Here is a 20,499-nt window from a genome sequence, read left to right on the forward strand (position 1 = left end):
CTCTCGGGGTAGTTCAACCCTATCTAACAAGTCGGTGGAAAGCAAGGCTACATAGCGTTTCTTAACTGTTTTTGCCTTGAACTGCGCCTGCAGATGCTTGTGTGCCTGTTTGTTTCGTGCCACTACAAGCAGTCCGCCGGTTGCCATATCGAGACGATGCACAATGATGGGCGTATCGTTGTCGTTCCATCGCCGGCGCAAAATGGTTTCAACCGACTGCCGGTTGCTGCGACCAAGCACGGTAAGCATACCGCTTGGCTTCATTATAACTGCCAAATCGCCGTCTTCGTAAATAATGTCTATGCTTTGTTCGGTTTCCGTTTCCAACGCATTGGCAGCCACATTCATACCTTTTAATATCCACGTCAGCAAGGGTTTGCACTTTCCATTGCACGCCGGATAGAACTGTCCGTGCTGTCTTATTTCGGTTTTCGGTGGTTCTCCCCACCAGAACATTGCCATTTCCACAGGGCGCATGCCGTGCGAAAAAGCGTATTGAAGCAGTTTTGGTTCGCAGCATTCGCCCGTTCCTGATGGCGGAAACAGCGTTGCCTGCTCGCCCATGGTGGCAAAATGCGTGGCAAGCACCGACTGTGGACTATGCTGCAAATAGTAATTGCGGAAGATAGACAGCAAGTGGCTGCGCTCGCCCTTTGCATTCAAGAAAGTGAATTGCGAGAAAAGCCAACGTTGAAGTTGGTCGGATTTACGCTTGCGGGCATTCTTCAGCTGCACTATTTTCTTGTTATACTCTTCCACTTCGGCTTCCGCCGTTTCCAACAACGCTGCATACCGCTTCTTCGTGCGATGCAATTCTGCTTTCATATACCGGCTTTCGCGTGTCATTTCCTTTTGTTCGTCCTCCGAAACAAAGGCTTCCTTCCGCCGTTCGTCGCGTAACTGCTTCGCAACTGCCATTGCCTGCCGTGCCTCTGCCACAGTTTGCTGCGTTTCAACTTTTAGTTCGGCAAGTTTTTTAGTAGCTTTTGCATAACCGTCCGACTGCTTCAACATTTCAATCTTGCAGTTTAATGCCGTTATTTCAGCTTCGTGCGTCTTGAAATAACCATCGGGCTGCAAGTAATCGAATACAGGCGGCACGAAACCATCGTCGCTAATGCCTTCCAATTGCCCCGAATAGGCTTGCAAATAGCCCAACTCGCCCTTGTGTTCCACTATCAGCACACCAAACATTTTGCCCTCTTTCAGCACAGGGAGCGACCGTTGCAACAAGCTCGCAGCAAGGCGTGCAAGCGGAGAAGGTTCGTAAAAGAAAGGATTGGGAAAGACTTTCGCCTCGCCTATCGCCGCCGCCTCATAGCCATTTGGCAACCTATGAAAACACTTATCTTCCATTTTCCGCTTCTTCTATTCTATTAAATAATAGCCTTGCAAATATACTGCTTTTCGTTCGCAATACTGCGATTACCCTGCAAATATTATGTTTACAAACATTCTCTGTTTAGATAATTCAACATAAAACAACCTATTTATACGAGTGCGAGATATGTCTGCATTTCTTATTTTATAATAGAAAAACAGACAATAAAAGTGTAAATATTTTTTATAAACATAGCTATTGCATAACTCATTTAGTATCAATGTATTGCAAAACCTATTGTTTTGCGTTCCAAAAGCGGCTGTTTTGCACGGTAAAAGCGTAGGTTTTACAACGCAAAACCTACGCTTTTGCAACGTCAAAACGAAATTATCACTTTTTAAGAGAATTATTTTTACAAGATTAAACAGAAATGCTCTCACGGTTTCATCAGTGGATTTGCTAAAAAATATCTGCGAGATTTGCCTGCTTAACCTGCTTTCTTATGCCGAGCTAACGTATATTATAGCTTTATTTTTGGTCGTTTTTAATCAGTGCAAGCAAGTGTTCTACGGCATCTTCTTCGGGTATATTCTTTTCTACACATACCTTTTTGCGGTACAGACTCACCTTTTTCGGACCTGCTCCGACGTATCCGTAATCGGCATCAGCCATTTCGCCGGGACCGTTTACAATGCAGCCCATAATGCCAATCTTTAAGCCTGTCATGCCCTTTGTGGCTTCCTTAATGCGTGCAATGGTGGTACGGAGGTCGTAAAGCGTGCGCCCACATCCGGGACACGATATGTATTCGGTCTTCACCATACGCAATCTGCCTGCCTGAAGAATGGAAAAGGCAGTCTGTTCCACATCGTCTTGCGAAATGTTTCCGTTGTTCATGAGCCACAAACCATCGGTCAGTCCGTCAATCATCAATGCGCCCATGTCGGCAGCGGCAGCAAGCTGGAACTGCTCCTTTGTGCTCGGTTCGTTGGCGTTCTCATTGCTTTCGTCAGTCGAAAACCGGTACATCTGTGCAAAAACGACAGGGTTTTCCACGCCTGCAATCATCATTTGATGAACCAATGCACGCTGTTCGGCGAGCTTGTTCTGATGCGAACTTACGCAAACTACTACTACTTCGGGGTGGTATTTCAAACAAGCGAGAAACTCTTCCGATGGTGTTCCGTACTTCAAAACCAAGAATTTAACCTTCGATTTCACAATTCCGATGAACGGAATGGCAGGCGTTGGGAAGATGGGAAAGACATTTTCGGAAGGCAATTCGCCCTTTGCTGCCAATTCAATGTAGGCATTGTAGTCGATAATATACTTCTGTCCGTCTTTCAGTTTTGCCGGCAACGCATCGTTTACGTAGATGTAATCGGGTGTTGGAAGCGTAGAGACCACGTCCGAACTTTGTTCTACTGCATTGCGGGTAGCGATGACAACAGGCACGTTTTTGCCACCGATGTTTTCCACTGCCTTTGTTTTTCTGCGTTCAGGACGCAGATAATCGAACCCTTTGAAAGTTTCGGCAGGTACGATGATGTGCCTTTCTTCTGACGAATATAGCGTGCCAAGTATTTTGCAACAGGTATTTCGCATTCCGGTTCTTCGCTCAACGACACGCGGATAGTGTCGCCGATGCCGTCGTTCAGCAACGCACCGATGCCCACAGCACTCTTTATACGTCCGTCTTCGCCCTCTCCGGCTTCCGTAACACCAAGATGGAGCGGATAGTTCATACCTTCTTTGTCCATTTCAGACACCAAAAGGCGCACCGAACACACCATTACCACCGTGTTGGAAGCCTTGATAGAGATAACAATATCGTTGAAATCGTGCTTTTTAAAGATACGCAGAAACTCCATACAGCTCTCCACAATGCCTTCGGGCGTATCGCCATAGCGCGACATAATGCGGTCGGAAAGACTGCCGTGGTTTACACCTATGCGCACCGCCGTACGATTTTCTTTGCATATCTGAATAAAAGGCGTAAGGCGGTCTTCTATTCTTTTGAGTTCTTTGGCATATTCTTCGTCGGTATATTCCAATATTTTGAACGTACGTCCCGGGTCTACATAGTTGCCCGGATTAATGCGAACTTTCTCTGCATACAGTGCTGCCACGTCGGCAACATTCGCATTGAAATGCACATCGGCACAAAGTGGGGTCGTAATACCTTCTGCACGAAGCTGTGCATTAATGTGTTTGAGGTTTTCGGCTTCGCGTTTTCCTTGCGTGGTAAGTCTGACAAGCTCGCCACCGCCGGCAATAATGCGCTTTGCTTGCGCTACACTCGCCTCGGTGTCGTTCGTGTTTGTGGTTGTCATCGACTGAATTCTGACAGGATTGTCGCCTCCCATGTCCAACGCACCAATATGTGTAACAGAGCTTTTCCTACGTTCGTAATTGAATAAATCTATCATCTTTACCTATTGAGAGTTTATTGTTTAGAGGTTAAGCCGACACGAATACCGATTGTTGCAACAGCTGCGGCAGGTATTTACGATTAACTTAACCTTTCTGTGTTTTCGCTTTTAGCATTTAACACTTAAACTTATAATCCTTTATTTCAGCCAATTCTTTGTTGGCTTTTTCTATTTTCTGTCCTAAAGTAGCCTTCCATTGTTCTACTTTCTTGGCAATCTCTTCATCGCCAAGTGCTATCATTTCGGCTGCTAATATGGCTGCGTTCTGTGCACCGTTTACGCCTACAGTTGCAACAGGTATGCCCGGAGGCATCTGAATGATGGAAAGCATGGCATCTAAACCGTCTAACATACCTTTAATAGGTACACCGATTACAGGCAAAGAGGTTGAGGCTGCAATGACACCGGGCAACGCTGCCGCCATGCCGGCACCGGCAATAATAACCTTAATGCCACGTTCTTTCGCCTCTTTGGCAAACTTTTCCACCGCTGCAGGGGTGCGATGAGCCGAAAGTGCATTCACTTCAAACGGTATTTCGTATTGTTCCAGCCACTTGCAAGCCTTCTCCATAACAGGAAGGTCGCTTGTAGAACCCATAATAATGCTAACCAATGGTTTCATATATCTTTGTTTTTATTTTTTGTTTCTATATTAATATGATTGTAAAAAATGCGCTAATGATACCTAAGAAAAAGCCTGCCGTAACCTGTGTGAGCGAGTGTTGGCGCAATATAATACGGCTCGAACCCACTATTCCCGATACAATGACAACCAAACAGAACCACCACACGGGGTTGAAACTAAGCATAAAGGAAAATGCCAATAATGCTCCCAGCACCCCACCGATAGCTGCGGTGTGGGTAGAAATCTTCCACCACACGTTGATAACGGCACAAAGCATTTGTATAACCAATGCCACAATGAGAATAGACGTTATCAAATGCGGCAAATGCAATAGGTTCATGATGTAAAAACAAGTGAAGTAGCAGAGTATGGAAATAACGTAAGGTACCATTCTGCGCTCCTTTTGTCCCAACTGTAAAGGCGTCCAGCCGTGGTATTGCCTATAAAGATGAATGAGCAAACTCGGTATGAGCACGGTAAAAAGGTAGACCATCAACACCAACGATAGCTTAACCTGCCACGGAAACATACTTAGGTAGGAGAAAATGAATATCGCCAAGATGCCCACTATAGGCAAATAGAATGGCGTGAGCAGCATGCTCGCTATTCGTGCAGTAAGTATGATGTTTTTTTCGTTCATATATTTCGGTGTTGTACCAATTTCTTCGGTTTGCTTATTCTTTGCGCAGACGTGCTACGGGCAGGTTCAGTTGCTCGCGATACTTTGCCACTGTGCGCCTTGCAATGGGGAAACCTTTCTCTTTCATCACCTTTGCGAGGGCGTCGTCGCTAAGCGGTTTCTGTTTGTTTTCGTTGTCGATGATTTCCCGTAAAGCCACTTTTATCTTTCTTGTAGACATTTCTTCGCCGTCTTCCGTAGTGTAGCTGTCGGTGAAGAAGAAGCGAAGAGGAAACGTGCCCCACCGTGTTTGTGCGTATTTTATGTTGCTTACACGCGAGATAGTAGATATATCGAGTCCTGTTTTCTCGGCAATATCTTTCAGTATCATAGGTTTCAGGTCGGCTTCGTTGCCTTCTTGGAAGAACTTCTTCTGTATTTCGATGATTGCTTTCATCGTTATATAAAGTGTATTTCGGCGTTGTTTAATGGCTTCTATAAAGCCTTGTGCCTTTTCCACCTTGCCTTTTGCATAAAGTAACGCTTCCTTTTCTTGCCGGTTCATGCCGTGTTTGTTGTCTTTATAAGCTGCCAGCATGTCGTTAAAACTTTGTGAAACGTGCAGTTCGGGCAGGTTTCCATGATTCAGAGTAAAGCTGATGTTTCCGTTGTCGTCGGTATCGACAATGAAGTCGGGCGTTATCTGCTGCACATTTCTGCCCATTGTTTCGCCCATTGATGCTCCGGGCTTTGGGTTTAGCTTACGTATTTCGGCTTGAAGTGCCTTTACTTGGAGGTCGGAAAGCGAGAGAGCAGCTTGTATTTTGTTCCAATGCTTCTTCGTGAAAGCATCGAAGTATTCGGTAAAAATAGTTTTCAGATAGCCATATAGGTTGCCGTTGCCTTCCCATTCGCCTTCCGTTACCTTGCGTTTTATTTGCAGCAGCAGACACTCTTGTAGCGAGCGTGCCCCGATACCGGCAGGGTCAAAGTCTTGCAACAGCGAAAGCGCATCGGCTATTTCCTGTTCTTCACAGTCTATACCGTAGTAGATGGCGAGTTCGTCGGCAATAACGTCGAGGTCTTTGCGTAGCAATCCGTCGTCGTCGAGACTGCCGATAAGATATTCCAGTATGGCTTTCTGCCTTTCGGTAAGCACCCTTTCGCCCACTTGCTCGTTGAGTTTGTCGATGAATGATGTAGTGTCGCCATACACAATTTCCTCGTAGTCGGCATTGTCTTTGCGTTGCCGTCCGTCGTAAACGGGCAGTTCGTCATCGCCCCCCATGCGTTCGAGCGCAGTGTCGAGTGCGTCTTGTCGTTCCTGCCGTTCTTGTTGTGTGTCGAAATCGTCGTTGCCGGTCTCTGCGTTGTCTGTTCCATCGGGCAATTCGCTTTCTTCTTGTCCTTTTTCCAATGCAGGATTATCGTCTAATTCGGCATTAACGCTTTCCTCCAATTCGGTCAATGGCATCTCAAGCAACTTTATTTGCAACATTTGTTGCTGTGAAAGTCGCTGCACTTGCAACTGTCGTTGCTCTTGTATCTGTACTTGTTCTTGTGCCATAATAACCCGAATTATGTTTGCAAAATTACGAAAAAAGAAACATAATCATCTGAAATAATGGTGCAATTCTTGTGCTAATGTCGAAAGTTTCTTGGTATCGGCATTGCCATATCTATCCCAAATGTTCCGACAAGGCAGCAAAAGGGGCGAAATCATAAGGTCGTCGTGGTTCAAATAAGGGTCGCAAAACCGGTAAACTTCCATAATTTCAACTACACGGTGGGCAGATATGTCAAGCAGTCGTGCCACTTCTTTCACTTCGGGAGTTTCTTCTACCATCGTGATAGGGGTGAGACGGAAATACAAATCGAGCACAACGATGAGTGCGGCAGGCGTCAGGTCGGTGGCTTTCTCTATGGGCAGGAAGTCTTTTTCAAAGGTTTCCGATGCTTCTACACCTTCGTAGAATTTCTCGGGCTTTCCAAATCCTTTCATTCCCCTTATGCGCTTTGCTTCTTTTCTCAGCTTGTTGGGGTTCTTGGCGTATGTTTCCCACAGTGCTTTCAGGCTTTGTGTGTCTTTCTCTGCAAGCTGTTCCATCTTTTCAAACAGCATGTGTGGCGGAATGTGCAGTTCTAAACTAAGCTCAACCATGGGGCGAGCGTAAGTTCGTTTCGTACCTATGGGCTTCTTCAGATAGATTTGCAAGAGCAGAAGCCAATATTCTTCCGACCATGATGGGTGTGTTGCCATAAGTCAAATGCAGTTAATGGTTATGGCAAAGTTACTCATTTTAAGTTTAATAACCAAATTTTTCTCTTGTTTCATCGTATTGAAGGGTGAAACAAGATAAGTATCGTCTTTTTGTAAAAATAATTCCGTTAAAAAGCGATGGCTGCGCTTTGGCGTTGCGAAAGCGGCTGTTTTGCGATGCAAAACCTACGCTTTTACCGTGCAAAACAGCCGCTTTTGGAATGCAAAACAATAGGTTTTGCAATGTGTTGATAATTAATAAGTTATGTAATAGATATGTTTATAAAAAATATTTACATTATTATCATCTTCTTTTCGTTCATGAAATAAGTTATATTACTGAAACAGACTGTTCTTAAAAATGTGTATCTTTGCCTATGGCTATACTTTGGTTTATTGCGAAGACAAAGGCAACGAGAACGGACAAGTATCGGTTTTGGGAAGTCTGCCTTAGTCTTATGCAATATAAAAAGTTGTAGTGGGCACTACTTATCATGCAGTTAAAAATATTTATCGAATTGTTGTCACAAAGCAACGCTTGCTACGTACTAAGAGTAAACAATTAAAACAAAATGCTTATGAAACGACTATTTTTTTGCTGTGCCATACTTCTCGGAGTGATGAACAGCTGTGCAACCAAATCAAAAGAAACGTGTAATGCTGTTACCATTACCGCTTCGACAACCATTATTACACAAAGTTACAATATGAAAGGGTTTAGCGGGATTGACATTGGTATGGTCGGAAACGTGGAATACGTGCAAGGCGATAGATACAGTGTAAGCATTACAGCACCCGGCGACATCATTTCAAACACGGAAGTGTGCAACAAAAGCGGGCTTCTCAGCATACAATGGAAGAAAGGTACAAAGCATAAAGACAAGGACGAATGCAAGAAAACGCCCATTATACGGATAACATCGCCTCGTATGGACATTATTAATATGTACGGTGTGAACGTTTTTAAGGCAAAAAACATAAAAGGAGGAGATATGAAAATCGACCTTTCCGGCGTAAATTCGTTGTATATCGACAACCTTTCGAGCAAATCGCTGACAATGAATATGAGCGGTGTGGTAGATGGAAAGATAAACATAAATGCGAAGAAGGTAAAGTTTGATGGAACCGGTGTCATTGATATAAAATCGTCGGTCTGTTCCGATGACTTCAAGATAGTACACAGTGCTCGGGCGAATATAAAGTTACATTCAGCGGAAAGCAAGGCAGAATAGACAATACAGGTAATGGAGAAATAAATATAAATGCCACAAAAACCGACTTATTGGATATTGTAAATTCAGGTTTAGGTGAGTTTAAGATTGACTTTAAAGGTAGAGAAGTAAAGATAAACAATACCGGAAACGGAGAAGTAAAGGCTAATTTGGGTTGCCAACGTATTATGGTAAAGAACGCCGGCTACGGCGAAGTAACACTTGTGGGTACTGCCGACGATGTGCAGATAGACAATGAAGGTTTTTCAAACGTTGATAGTTCTAAGCTGAACAAGTACTAACAGATGTGTAAATCTGCCTGCGAATGACAGAAACCGAGTTTAAACAAGAAGCCTCCGCTGTGCGACCGAAACTCGTTAGCACTGCTCTGCACTACCTGAAGAGCAGCGACGAGGCAGAAGACATTGTGCAAGATGCAATGTTACGCTTATGGCAGATACATGCAGAACTCAATTTGCCACTCATGCCCATTGCTTCTGTCATTACCAGAAACCTTGCAATCGACCGCCTGCGCCACACTACGCCACACACGGAAATAAGCTGTTTGCAAGTCGTACAGGCGGAAGAGCGCGCAGAAACCGATGAACGCATCGACAGAATACTGCGTATTATAAACACATTGCCTACGCTCCAGCAAACCATTCTGCGCCTGCGACACATCGACGGAAAGGAATATGCCGACATAGCACAAACTATTGGCAGCACAGAAGAAGCCATACGGCAAGCCGTCAGCCGTGCCAGAAGGGCGGTTCTAAAACGATATAACAATGGAAAATAAAGAGATAAAACTACTCATCGATAAGTTTTTGGACGGCGAAACTACACTTGCCGAAGAGCGAAAACTTTACACTTACTTTCGTTCAGAGAAGGTATCGTCCGAGTATTTGCATTATCGGGACATGTTTCTCGACCTTGCTGCCGTTCAACAACTGTCCGAACACAGTGGCGAACCACCAAAACAGCCGGTACGGACAAGCACTGTTATGCTTCGTCGCATCATCGGTATAGCTGCCTCTCTGCTTCTCTTGCTCGGTGTTTTCCTTTTCTATGGGCAGTATCAAGACAGGCAATTGGCAAAGAAATATGCAGGCAGCTACACCATTGTCGATGGAGTTAGGAACGATAACCTGCACGAAATAAAAGGGAAACTAAAGGAAACGTTTGCCGAAGCCGACCAAATAGAAAAGAAAGTGCAGAGCCAAGCCGTGATAGAAAATGCCGAAACGGAAGTGCTCGAAAGCATTGACGACCCCATACAGCGCAAGGAACTGGAACAACTTTTAGGCTCTGACGGCGGAACAACGCTATAGTAACGATATGAAACCATTAATATTAAAGAAGACGAAATGAAGAAATACATTATAACACTCATTGTCTGCTTGCTCGCAACGCTTGCCGCACAAGCGCAGAACAGCATCGACAACCTTGTGGAACGCTATTCCTCGATGGGTGGTTCTTCTTTCACAACAGCCGTAAAACGCAATCCGCAGACGCAGAAAGTGGTGAAAGTTGTGAAGACACTCGAAATGGACAGCAGCGAAGGAGGTACTTTTTACCGTGTCTTTAAGCGCGAATCGCATACCGGAAGCTGGACCGAAAAGGTGGCAAACAACGAACACACCACCCTACTCGTGGTGGAAAAGCCTCAACAAGCCCGCATCTATATGCTGAAACGCAACAGCAATAGCTACGGAAAAGTAAAGGTAACGATTATCATACAGCCGAAATAAAATCTTTCTCATAGCAATGCGAAAAGGGTATATTAATGCCTAAGTAACCCTGAAACATACCTTTATCAGCACAAATAAACCGCTACCAAACAAAGCGAAAGCTGTTTGATAGCGGTTTTTGTTATATAAAACCAATGCTTGAAATGCGTTTTTATATGTAACTTTCCTTTCTTCGTTACTCGATTTAACCATTTTCGCGAACCTATGGAAATGGTAATCAGTATCAATTCTGTATTCTTTCTTTTACAGTTCTATATTTTTCATCACTTCCAATATCTTTTTTGTTTTGTCTATACAGTCATTTAGGAAATTATCACTATTAATAATATCATTTTCCCAATTATCTAAAGTCAAGTTTGGTATGTGTTTATAGAATGGCCACCATTCGCTTTCTAGGAAAGAATAAATACCTAATTTATATAGTTGTTCGTGTATTTTCTTTATATTTTCATTTGAAATTTTGTACTTATTTGGATTATTACACAATCCATAAAAGTACTTATATCTTCCAAGTTTAAATCCTATCCAACATTTTCCTTGCCAAAGAGGATTTGTAAAATAAAATCGTACGTAAAATTCTTCACTATTTTCATAAATGTATTCTAATCCTTCTTGTTTTGCAAATTCTTCCATCTTAGGATTAAAATACTTTTTTATAATAGTATCAAAAGTAGCTAAATAATTTTGATAGATTAATTTTGCAGCTTTTAGGTTCTCTATTTTTGACAAGACTTCTGTTATTTCTTCTTTGTTTTTGTTATTCATATCTTGATGTGTTAATTCTTTTAGATGATTAATATATTGTATAATAGTTTCTCTTACTATGGGAAAACGTGAAGCAATTGCAACGCATTTCTCAAGCCAGTTTATTATGTTTTCTTCGTATGAAATTGTCAGATACGAAACTCCTTTCCCACTTTGTTCGGTAGCTTCTTTGCCATCAAGTGTTAGGTATAGTATTTGATAGTTTCCTTTTTGGTATCTTTTTTTAGCATAGCTATCGTATCTTTCTAATTGATTTAATTGATCGTTAGCGTAAATTTTATTCTCAATGATAATGGCTTTTTTTCTTTTTTCGTCTTCTATCAGAATATCAATTCTTCCTTCTGATGTTGAGTATTCTGTGTAAATTCTTGCATTTTCACAGTTGAAACCGTTAATGGTAAAGTTTTCGCCTAATGTTTTTATAAAACATTCAAGAAGTTTTGATTTAAGCCCGTGTGTCCCTTTAGGGTTTAAAAATTCTGTGAGGATTGCTGAGTGTGTATTTTCGTAATGATTTACACCGCAAACACGAAACATATTAAATCGACCACCTGTTGCATCTAATATTTCTGCATTTTTCTTTCCGATGATGGATACTTGGTTAAGCAGATTATTTATTCTATCCATTATTTTTTATTTATAATTCTATACTTTGTTAGTTAGTACAAAGTTAGCAATTAATGCCTATATTACAAAAGATAATTAGGATTAAAATAAAATATGGATATTACTGTTTTAGCTGCATTTTTTCTGTGCGAATATCGGCAGAAAGTTTAGTAAATGCGATGCTTAAAAGTTGCGAAATCGTTCGTTTGTCGAATTACTTACACATAAATAAATATTTTTCTACGTGTAAGTAAATGTTTCTTTACACGTAAATAAATTGTTATTTACACGTAAGTAATTTGAGAAAGAAGAATTTTGCAGGGTATTTTCGTGGTGGTTTACGCTTTGTTTGCTGCTTTTGAAGGCTGTTGAACAATAAAGCCTAAGTAGCGATAGACTGCCCATGCGATAATGGAAGTAAGGGCGTAGACGAGCAGGAAAGCGAGGAGAACACGGTGGTAGTGCCCCGAATAACCCATATCGATACGTTGGAGCAGGGCGGAAACAATAAGGGGTATGCCGCCGGAAAAGAAGTAGTAGACGAGGCTGCGGCGTCCTGTCCACTCCAACCAAGCAACGCTTTTCAGCTGTTTGGCTAAACTTACGAGGAACAGGGTGCACACAAGGGCATCGAAAACAAATACGTACCAATTGTTGATGCGTATGGGTTCGATAAGCAGAGTTATGCCCTGCGTATGTTCATATACTTTTATTATCGTTAAAAGAATAAAGAGAAAGAATGATGATGATAAGTTGTGGAAACGGTGGAAAACGTTTTCCCACTTGTGGTAGAAGTAGCCGAAGCAGAGAATGGGGAGTGCCATACAGGCGTTTTCTATTTGCCAATAAAGGTCGGAACAGTGTGTGGAAAGAAAATAACAAGCTGCTGAAGCTGCAAGGGCGAGTGTCAATAATCCCCAAGTTTTGCCTTTGCACGCCCACAACACTGTGGAAAACACGATTTCTGCCACGATTAGGGCAGCTACAAACCACGATGCTTGCCCCGTAACGACGGAGAGCAGGGTTTCGGAAACGTCGAAACTGTGTACGAAAGCCTTCGGAATGGCAATGAAAGTAGTAAACAGGAAGTAGGGCAACAGCAAGTAGCGTGCAATGTAGATGAGCTTGTGGCGCAGCGAAAACGGTGTTTCTTTGTAGAAAAGATAGCCCGAAAGAAAGAAAAAGGCGACCAGCACATTGGCTACATAATAGTTGTAGCCGATGATGTTGTCGCCTGTATAGTATATTTCCGTATGGTCGAGCAATATAGCTACCATACAAAAGCCTCGCAAAAGGTCTATCCAATGTTTGCGCTTGTGTTGCGTCAGTTCACTATTGCTATCTTGCATACTGTTCCGTTGTTGCCTTCTTGGTCAGCCGTCTGCACCATATAAATTCCCGACGCCACACGTTTTCCGTTTAAATCGTTGCCGTCCCACGTGAATGTACCGCCGTTGCTTGTGCCCTTTGCCACAAGTATGCCGTTGGTGGTAACTACTTTCACGTCGGAATTGTTAGCCAAGCCAACTACCGTTATCAGTCCTTTGTAGTCCGGGCGGACAGGGTTTGGATAAGCGTAAGTATCGTCGCCGCCCGGATTGTCCGATGGTTTTGTTGCATCGCTCATGTACGAACACAAGCCTTTGTCTGTTCCGAAGAACACTTCGCCCGTTTTATCGTTGATGGCAATGCTCTCTATGTTGTTGGAAAGGAGCTTGCTGTTGCTGCTTAGAAAGTGTTGTACCTGCTTCATATTGTCGGCACTGATAAGGTAAACACCGTTGCCATTCGTGCCAAACCATTTGCGTCCGCCGCCATCAATCGCCATGCACGAAATGTCTACGCCTGCCAATAGGTAGTCGGCAAGGTTTGTTCCGTCGTTGCGTGGCACCTTTATCTGTTCGAAAATAGCCTCTGAAGGGTTTTGCATTTGGTCGGTAGTGAGTCGTAGCGGACCAACGTTTGTGCCTATCCAAAGGTTCTGATAGGCATCTTCCAGCACGCAACGCATTTGGATAACCATGATAGAAGAGCCGTCTTGGTTCTTGAAATTGTTGAAAACGCTTAGCTTGTCGGTTTCAGGATTATAGCAAAACAAGCCCGGTGCTTCGTAGTGGCTGTTTACAAACCATACTAAACCGCGGCTGTCGAGAATGGGACGACGCATCACGTGCAGACTTAATCCGCCCTTCATCAGCTCTTGTTTAGAGTAGTCAGCCATATTTCCGTCGGGCGACAGCTTCAATAAAGAAGTTGTTTTGGTACCGCTATTCAATATCCATAAATTGTTTTTTCGGTCGAAAACCAATCCTTGAACCGGTACATAGTCGTTGCCCAACTCTATACCTCTATCTACGGTGGGACGCAAAAGACTGTTGTCTTTGTTGAAATACCTATTTAGTCTGCCGTTCAGAAATTCGTATAAGCCTGCTCTTCCGCCAACAAATACGTGTTCGGGGTTCTGCGGGTCTACTGCCAAACAGTTCATGTCCTGATAGTAGTAGCCCGTTATCTTGTCCAATTCGTCTTGGAAGATGGTCCATTCGTCTTTCTTCAGCACCTGAACAGTGCCGGGTTGGTTTAGTCCTACTGCGCCCGGCTCGAAGGCTCCGCCCGTTGTATAGAGGCGGTCGTTAAGATATTGCATAAAGAAAAAGCGGTTGTACTTAGGTCCGCCCGGCAGCAATGGCTTCACTTTCTCCATCAGTTCGGGCGCAATGGTTTTGGTTTGCGCCACAAAGTTGCCTACCCTTTTCCAGTTGTTTCTATCCAACAAGTTATCGGAAAGCAAAGCTTGGTAGAGTCCTCGTTCGCTGCTGGCAGCGTAAATATAATTGCCTTCGATGTAAGTATAGTCTACGTTGAAGCCAAGATTGTAAGTATCGCTGATTTCAGCCCTACTAACGTTTATCTTCAATACGCCAAATCCGGTTGAAACATAGCAGTATGCCCCTTCAATATAAAGGCTGTTTATCTTTTTATTGGCTGTCATCGCCTTTCTGTAATAGTCGGACAAGCTGATGATTTCGCCCTTTTGGGTGAGCAAATCTATGTTTTGGTTGGCATAAACGATAACCAATCGTTTGGCAACATTGTTCCATGCGATGAAGTCAATGTCGGTATCGTTCAGTCCGTTCACTTTGTCGAAGGTCTGAATGCTGTTGTCCTTTTCGTTGTAAGTGTAAAGATTGTCGGACGCAAGCACGTAAAGCAGGTTGCCGCCCTTCTCTATCCATTGCACATTGCTGTATGCCATATAGTTTTTCCATGTACCTATGCCACTGCCGAAACTGCGGAGCGGAAGCACGAGAAGCAAGCAAACGAGTGCAAATATATATGTTCTTTTTATCATTTTCTTATCGAATTATAGTGTAAGAAATAAACGAGCTTATAGATATTAAACAAGAAAACACTTGGATTATTGCCTTTAAGATTGTGTTTTAATGGTTTATGCAGGAGTTTGTAAAGCCACGCCCCTACCCTTTCGATGTGCATTCTGTGCAGTTTTTCAGCCGTTTCCAATAGGTTTGAATAGCCTTTCAGTTCTGTTTGGAAGGCAGAAGGGTGCGCAACGACTCTTCTGTTTTGTGTAGAAACACTTCGTTGGGTTCAAAATCGTCGAATAAAACAGGATTGTCAATGTGGTTTATGCGGGCGTTTAGTGCTTTGAAGTGTTTTCCAAGCAACACATCTTCAAAGCCGTAGTGCTTTATTTCCTCGTTGTAAGGCGTTGTTCCTATCAGCTTTCTGTGTGCCATGAAGTTGGTGCTGAGGTGCTGATAAGGTGTTTTTCTTCTGTTTTCAGCACTGATAGCTTCTTTTGAAGCGTGTTCGTAGCGGTATCTGAGGTTGTTGCCCCATCTGTTTTCGTCTTCAACAATGCTGATACCGCCTACCACAACATCGCCTTCGGCTTGCAGATAATTGTGTATGAGCTGCGCATTGTTGAGCGAAAGGTCGCCATCGATGAACAAAATCCATTCTTTCGACGACTGCGAAACAAGGTAATTGCGGATTGCCGACCGACCGACGTTGCGTTCCCGCTCTATGTAACGCACACCGTCGAGGTGCGCAATGGCTCTGTTTTCGGCTATGAACCGTTTGTCGGGCGATGCGTCGTCGGCTACAATAATTTCGAAATCTGCCCCTTCTGCTACACACTGTCGCTGCAATTCACCGACAAGTGCCGTGCAAACGCAGTTGTAAGTGGGCAACAGAATGGACAAACTCTTACTCATGATAGTTGCTTTAAATATTCAACGAGCTTGCGAACGGCGCGTGCCCGGTGCGAAATTTGGTTCTTAATGTCTTCTCCAAGTTCGGCAAAGCTCTTGTCATAGCCCTCCGGAATAAAGATAGGGTCGTAGCCAAAGCCTTCCGTTCCCGACTTTTCGGTGGCGATATACCCCTCTACCCTACCTTCAAACTGATGTTCCTTGCCGTCGATAATCAACGAAACAACTGTGCGGAAGTGGGCTTTTCTGTTTGTAGTATTGCCCAATTTGCGGAGCAGTTTGCGCATATTTGCCTCGCTGTCGTGGTCGGTGTGCTCGTCGTAGCGTGCCGAATGCACACCCGGTTCGCCGTTAAGGGCATCTACTTCCAGCCCCGTATCGTCGGCAAAGCAATTCAGATGGTAGTTGTCGTAGATGTAATGTGACTTTATACTTGCATTTCCTTCCAATGTATTGGCGGTTTCGGGTATGTCCACATCGCAGCCAATGTCCTTTAACGACACAACGTCAAAGTCGTTTCCGAGAATGTCTTTAATCTCGGAAAGCTTGTGTTTGTTGTTCGTTGCAAATACTATTTTCATTTTATTGCTCGTTATTGGTTGTTGATTGGTTGTTCGGATAGACTTGTGAAAGTACCTTTTCAGAGTTCTTGGTACTTACTTTAATTCTGTCAAACCCTTCGCCAAACACGCCAATTACCGAACTCTGACTGACAAAAGCCGATGGGTCGATTATCTTAACGATACGGAAAATAGACTGACTTTCGTTGCGTTTTGCCATTAAACAAATTACTTTCACGTCCTTTCCGGTGTACCAACCGTGTCCGTCGAGTATGGTTATGCCTCGGTCGCGCTCTTGCATGATGGCGTCGGCAATCTCTTCATACTTCCTTGAAAAGATGAGAAACTGCACCGATTGCCGCCTTAAGTTCATTACATGGTCAAGCATAAAGCATTCAATAAACATTGTACACAAACCGAAAACAACTTTGTGTAAACGTTCTACGTATGTTCCAAACTGTGGGAAAAGCATACAACTGCCTATGATACATATATCGACAGCCATTAAAACCTGTCCCAACGAAATGTTTTTATACTTGTTTATGCAGCTGCCACAATATCCGTGCCGCCCATACTGCTGCCGTTGAGGAAGATGATAGCCATTGCCGTGCCCGTAATGCAGCATCCCACGATGAGAGACATAAACTTTTGGTCTTCACCCAATATCTTTACGAAGTGTCCGCTCGCATCTACGGGCATTAATTCTTGGGCAAATTTCAGCATGAAATATAAGACCACAATAGCATAAATGGTCTTCATCATGAACTTGAAACCCAAGATTTTCAATGCAACGCCCAACAATGCGACGTTGATAATCATGTAAGTGTTCTCGAGTTTAAACTCTGTTGCATAGTAAATAATGGCTGATAAGCCCGTTACACCACCTGTTACAATCTGATAAGGCATTAAGAATACTGTGAATGCCGCCGCATACAGAAACAGACCGAGTGTTACCAAGACGTAGTCTTTTACTTCGTTTCTGATTAATTGTTGATTAATTGTCATTGCCTGATGAATATTGAGCACATTCGTGGCTGTATTTTCAGTTCACGAATGTGCTGTTGTTATCTTATTTAAAAACGATATTTACAATCTTCTTTGGTACAACTATCACCTTCAAGATAGTTTTTCCTTCTGTGTATTTCAAACTTCTTTCGTCGTTTAGGGCTGCTTTTTCAATGTCTTCCTTGCCGGCATCGGTAGGGAACGTCATTTGGAAACGTGCCTTTCCGTTGAACGAAATGGTCAGCTGAACTTCGTTTTCAGCCAGATTAGCTTCGTCCCAAGTTGGCCATTGTGCATCGCAGACGCTGCCATTCTCGCCGATAGACTCCCATAGCTCTTCGGCAATGTGTGGTGCAAACGGTGCTATCAGTATGAGCAAGTTGCGCAATAAGCCGCGGTTGTTGCACTTTTGTTGTCCCAACTCGTTCACACAAATCATGAAAGCCGATATGGCAGTGTTGTAAGAGAACTGTTCTATATCTCCGGAAACCTTTTTAATGAGCTTATGCACGCTCTTCAGCGACTCCTTTGAAGGCTCGTTGTCGTTCAATTCCTGTTGGTATAGCTTCCAGAACTTCTTCAAAAAACGGAAACAACCGTCGATACCGTTGGTATCCCAAGGCTTGCTTGCCTCGACAGGACCAAGAAACATTTCGTACAAACGCAAGGTATCTGCACCATATTGCGATACAATGTCGTCGGGATTGACAACGTTGAACATCGATTTCGACATCTTTTCCACTGCCCAACCGCAGATATACTTACCGTCCTCAAGTATAAATTCGGCGTTTTCGTATTCCGGTCGCCACGCCTTGAAAGCCTCAACGTCGAGCACATCGGCATGAACAATGTTCACATCTACGTGGATTGGCGTTGTTTCGTATTCGCCTTTCAATCCGTGGCTTACGAATACCGGAGCTTTGGAATGGTCGTCTGAATTAATACGATATACGAAGTTGGAACGCCCTTGTATCATTCCTTGGTTCACCAACTTTTCGTATGGTTCTTCCTTGCAGCTGTAACCGTAGTCGTGAAGGAACTTATTCCAGAAACGACTGTATATCAAATGCCCTGTGGCGTGCTCTGTTCCGCCTACATAAAGGTCTACGTTCTGCCAATATTCATCGGCTTCTTTGCCCACCAAAGCCTCGTTGTTGTGTGGGTCCATGTAGCGAAGATAGTACGCAGAGCTGCCTGCGAAGCCCGGCATGGTGTTCAATTCCAATGGGAAAACAGTTGCGTTATCAATCAACGATTTGTCTACAACCTTCTTGTTCTGTTCGTCCCACGCCCAAATCTTGGCACGTCCCAATGGCGGTTCGCCCGTTTCGGTTGGTTCAAATTTGTCGATTGAAGGCAATTCGAGCGGTAAACATTCCGCCGGAACCATATAAGGCATACCGTTTTTATAGTACACCGGGAACGGTTCGCCCCAATAACGCTGGCGTGAGAAAATAGCATCGCGCAGGCGATAGTTCACTTTCACTTTGCCCAAACCTTGTTCGGTAACATACTTCTTGGTAGCTTCAATGGCTTCTTTCACCGTAAGTCCGTTCAAAGAGAAGCCTCCTTCAACTGTTTTTTCGGGACTATTGATGACGATACCCTCTTTTGCGTCGAAGCTTTCTTCCGAAACGTCGGCACCTTCGATAAGCGGACGGATTGGAAGACCGAAGTGTTTGGCAAACGCATAGTCGCGACTGTCATGCGCCGGCACTGCCATGATTGCGCCGGTGCCATAGCCTGAAAGCACGTATTCTGATATATAGATGGGCAATTTCTCGCCTGTGAAGGGGTTAATGCCGCAAGAACCCGTGAAGACACCCGTAACTTTGCGATCGGTCATGCGGTCGCGCTCGGTTCGTTTCTTCACGTACGCCAAGTATTCTTCTACCTCTGCTTTCTGTTCATCGGTTGTAAGCTCCGGAACCAACTCGCTTTCGGGCGCAAGCACCATAAAAGTTACGCCGAACATCGTGTCGGCACGCGTTGTAAAAACGGTGATGTCGTGTTCTATTTCCTTATCGCCTGCAGGTGTAAGACTTTTAAATACAACCTCTGTACCTTCCGAACGGCCAATCCAGTTGCGCTGTGTTTCTTTCATAGAGTCCGACCAACTCACCGTTTCCAAGCCGTCTAACAAACGCCGGGCGTAAGCGACACACGCAGACACCATTGTTTCATTTTCTTTTGAATGACGGGATAGCCGCCACGCTCGCTGACACCGTCTACAACTTCGTCGTTTGCAAGCACCGTTCCTAAGCCCGGACACCAGTTCACCATCGTTTCGCCAAGATAAGCGATGCGATAGTTCATCAGTGTTTCTTGCTGTTCCTTCTCGCTCATGCTCGTCCAATTGCGAGCAGAGAACGTTTTTTCTTCGCTCTGCGCTACATTCAAGTTGAGTGTTCCCTCCTCTTCAAAGTGGCGAACAAGGTCGGAAATGGGCTTTGCCTTGCCCTCGGTATAGTCGTAATACGACTCGAACATACGCTGAAAAGCCCACTGTGTCCAATGATAGTACTGCGGGTCGCAGGTGCGCACCTCGCGATCCCAGTCGAAACAGAAACCTATTTTGTCCAACTGCTTGCGGTATCGTTCTATGTTCTTGTCGGTCGTGATGGCCGGGTGCTGCCCTGTTTGAATGGCATACTGCTCGGCAGGCAATCCGTAAGCATCGTATCCCATTGGGTTCAGCACGTTGAAACCCTTCAGACGCTTATAGCGTGCGTAGATGTCGCTGGCTATGTAGCCGAGCGGGTGTCCCACGTGGAGACCTGCTCCCGATGGATATGGGAACATGTTAAGCACATAAAACTTCTGCTTGTTCTTATCTTCAACAACCTTATAGGTTTTGTTTTCAACCCATTTCTTCTGCCATTTCTTTTCAATGTCTGTGAAGTTGTATTCCATTCTTATGTTTGTTTTATTTTTATTTCGTTGTCTGTGAACCATAATTTCGGTAAGGCGAAAACGCTTTCCCCTACCCTACGCTTAGTCCGTTAAATAACAATGCGTTACTATCCAAGTTGCAAAATTACGAATTTTAATAGGGATAACAAGTCTTTTACCGAATTAATTTGGTGAAAAACGGAAAAGAACAGGCGGC

15 protein-coding genes and 4 pseudogenes are annotated in these 20,499 nt (G+C 44.0%); 5 read left to right on the forward strand and 14 right to left on the reverse strand.

Annotated elements, in window-relative coordinates:
• The 7 genes and pseudogenes from JCM15124_RS11325 to JCM15124_RS16780 all read right to left on the reverse strand — a co-directional run.
• The coding region (locus tag JCM15124_RS11325) for a pseudouridine synthase (RefSeq protein WP_024999493.1) at positions 1-1,356 on the reverse strand (1,356 nt) is incomplete at its 3' end.
• Positions 1,357-1,849: 493 nt separating this feature from the next.
• Positions 1,850-3,750 (reverse strand): annotated as a pseudogene (locus JCM15124_RS14285) (4-hydroxy-3-methylbut-2-en-1-yl diphosphate synthase).
• A 118-nt stretch (positions 3,751-3,868) separates the two neighbouring features.
• The gene (gene purE, locus JCM15124_RS11335; RefSeq protein WP_024999494.1) at positions 3,869-4,375 is read right to left on the reverse strand and encodes a 5-(carboxyamino)imidazole ribonucleotide mutase; all 507 of its coding nucleotides are present in this window, start codon (positions 4,373-4,375) and stop codon (positions 3,869-3,871) included.
• A 25-nt stretch (positions 4,376-4,400) separates the two neighbouring features.
• On the reverse strand, positions 4,401-5,018 hold the full coding sequence (locus JCM15124_RS15525; protein ID WP_024999495.1) for a phosphatase PAP2 family protein: 618 nt from the start codon (positions 5,016-5,018) through the stop codon (positions 4,401-4,403).
• A gap of 34 nt (positions 5,019-5,052) precedes the next feature.
• Positions 5,053-6,564, reverse strand: a complete 1,512-nt coding sequence (gene rpoN, locus JCM15124_RS11345) for an RNA polymerase factor sigma-54 (RefSeq protein WP_024999496.1) — start codon at positions 6,562-6,564, stop codon at positions 5,053-5,055.
• A gap of 45 nt (positions 6,565-6,609) precedes the next feature.
• Entirely contained in the window at positions 6,610-7,257 is a 648-nt protein-coding gene (locus JCM15124_RS11350; protein WP_024999497.1) for a hypothetical protein, read from the reverse strand.
• Between the two features lie 46 nt (positions 7,258-7,303).
• On the reverse strand, positions 7,304-7,513 hold the full coding sequence (locus JCM15124_RS16780) for a hypothetical protein (RefSeq protein WP_084609077.1): 210 nt from the start codon (positions 7,511-7,513) through the stop codon (positions 7,304-7,306).
• A 322-nt stretch (positions 7,514-7,835) separates the two neighbouring features.
• Between JCM15124_RS16780 and JCM15124_RS14295 the strand changes: the two genes are divergently transcribed.
• From JCM15124_RS14295 to JCM15124_RS11380, 5 genes are read left to right on the forward strand one after another with little or no spacing between them, the layout of a single operon-like run.
• On the forward strand, positions 7,836-8,489 hold the full coding sequence (locus tag JCM15124_RS14295; protein WP_232220175.1) for a GIN domain-containing protein: 654 nt from the start codon (positions 7,836-7,838) through the stop codon (positions 8,487-8,489).
• 50 nt (positions 8,490-8,539) lie between these two features.
• Complete coding sequence (locus JCM15124_RS16785; RefSeq protein ID WP_232220176.1) at positions 8,540-8,770, forward strand: GIN domain-containing protein; 231 nt, start codon at positions 8,540-8,542, stop codon at positions 8,768-8,770.
• Between the two features lie 23 nt (positions 8,771-8,793).
• Positions 8,794-9,267 carry a GFO_1088 family ECF-type sigma factor gene (locus JCM15124_RS11370; RefSeq protein WP_024999498.1) on the forward strand — a complete coding sequence of 158 codons (474 nt, stop codon included), beginning with the start codon at positions 8,794-8,796 and terminating at the stop codon, positions 9,265-9,267.
• The gene (locus tag JCM15124_RS11375; RefSeq protein WP_024999499.1) at positions 9,257-9,799 is read left to right on the forward strand and encodes a PG0215 family putative anti-sigma factor; all 543 of its coding nucleotides are present in this window, start codon (positions 9,257-9,259) and stop codon (positions 9,797-9,799) included. Before JCM15124_RS11370 ends, JCM15124_RS11375 begins: the two co-directional genes overlap by 11 nt.
• 36 nt (positions 9,800-9,835) lie before the next feature.
• On the forward strand, positions 9,836-10,219 hold the full coding sequence (locus tag JCM15124_RS11380) for a DUF5024 domain-containing protein (RefSeq protein ID WP_024999500.1): 384 nt from the start codon (positions 9,836-9,838) through the stop codon (positions 10,217-10,219).
• Positions 10,220-10,462: 243 nt separating this feature from the next.
• Here JCM15124_RS11380 and JCM15124_RS11385 read toward each other — a convergent pair whose 3' ends face one another.
• From JCM15124_RS11385 to leuS, 7 genes and pseudogenes are all read right to left on the reverse strand, one after another.
• Positions 10,463-11,611 (reverse strand): PDDEXK-like family protein, encoded by a 1,149-nt coding sequence (locus JCM15124_RS11385; protein ID WP_024999501.1) that lies wholly within the window; start codon positions 11,609-11,611, stop codon positions 10,463-10,465.
• Positions 11,612-11,928: 317 nt separating this feature from the next.
• Positions 11,929-12,939 (reverse strand): acyltransferase family protein, encoded by a 1,011-nt coding sequence (locus tag JCM15124_RS11390; RefSeq protein WP_024999502.1) that lies wholly within the window; start codon positions 12,937-12,939, stop codon positions 11,929-11,931.
• Positions 12,915-14,942 (reverse strand): type IX secretion system anionic LPS delivery protein PorZ, encoded by a 2,028-nt coding sequence (gene porZ, locus JCM15124_RS11395; RefSeq protein WP_024999503.1) that lies wholly within the window; start codon positions 14,940-14,942, stop codon positions 12,915-12,917. The genes JCM15124_RS11390 and porZ overlap by 25 nt, the downstream gene beginning before the upstream one ends.
• Positions 14,939-15,828, reverse strand: a pseudogene (locus JCM15124_RS14300) (glycosyltransferase family 2 protein). The gene porZ and the pseudogene JCM15124_RS14300 overlap by 4 nt, the downstream one beginning before the upstream one ends.
• Positions 15,825-16,406, reverse strand: coding sequence for a non-canonical purine NTP diphosphatase (locus JCM15124_RS11405; protein ID WP_024999504.1), 582 nt, complete (start codon positions 16,404-16,406; stop codon positions 15,825-15,827). The pseudogene JCM15124_RS14300 and the gene JCM15124_RS11405 overlap by 4 nt, the downstream one beginning before the upstream one ends.
• A 1-nt stretch (position 16,407) precedes the next feature.
• Positions 16,408-17,390, reverse strand: a pseudogene (locus JCM15124_RS17190) (YitT family protein).
• Positions 17,391-17,454: 64 nt separating this feature from the next.
• Positions 17,455-20,303: pseudogene (gene leuS, locus JCM15124_RS14310) on the reverse strand (leucine--tRNA ligase).
• Between the last annotated feature and the right edge of the window lie 196 nt (positions 20,304-20,499).

It is taken from the genome of Prevotella falsenii DSM 22864 = JCM 15124 (assembly GCF_000613945.1).
GTDB lineage: Bacteria > Bacteroidota > Bacteroidia > Bacteroidales > Bacteroidaceae > Prevotella > Prevotella falsenii.